A 568-nucleotide genomic window follows, 5' to 3' on the forward strand; every position below is an offset into this window, starting at 1 on the left:
GTTTGGCGCGGAACACGTAGACCGTGCCGGAGAACGGATCGGCGCCCATCGTCTCGCGCACCAGCGCGGCCAGCCCCTCCGCGCCTTTGCGGAAGTCGACCGGCTTCGTCGCAACCATGACGCGGACCGCGCCGGTCGGGCCTATCACGACCCTGCCTTCAACGCGCCGAGCACCGCCGCGATCGTGGCCGGCGAGGCACCGTTCTCGATCGTTACCCTGACGCCGGCGACGTCGATCTCGATGGCGGCCGCGCGGCGCTGCCGAGCGCGCCGCTTCTGGCGTGGCGTTCGCGCCATCCGCTCCAATGCCGATGAAGGTTCCGGCGCGACCACCGCCTGCACGAAGGCTGGAACCGCATCCGCGGTCTTGCGGAGCTCGCGACGCCAAGTGAACAACTGCTGTGGTGACAAGGCATGACGGCGCGCGACGGCGCTCACCGTCGTGCCAGGCTCGAAGCTCTCCGCCACGATCCGCGCCTTATCATCGGCAGACCAGTCCCGACGGCGCCCCGAGCCCGTGAAAACCTCAAAACGCCGAACCGGCTCGTCGATCTCGACGCTCGATTTA

Annotated in this window: 2 protein-coding genes; both read right to left on the minus strand. The window is 68.7% G+C overall.

Annotated features, from left to right (window positions below; translation table 11 throughout):
• Positions 1–148: IS66 family insertion sequence element accessory protein TnpB (gene tnpB, locus ACFPN9_RS27935; protein WP_377817956.1), on the minus strand; the 148-nt coding region annotated here is incomplete at its 3' end.
• A partial coding sequence (gene tnpA, locus ACFPN9_RS27940) for an IS66-like element accessory protein TnpA (RefSeq protein WP_377817955.1) occupies positions 145–568 on the minus strand: 424 nt, incomplete at its 5' end. The genes tnpA and tnpB, both read right to left, overlap by 4 nt.

It is taken from the genome of Allobosea massiliensis (assembly GCF_042655245.1).
Classification (GTDB): domain Bacteria; phylum Pseudomonadota; class Alphaproteobacteria; order Rhizobiales; family Beijerinckiaceae; genus Allobosea; species Allobosea massiliensis.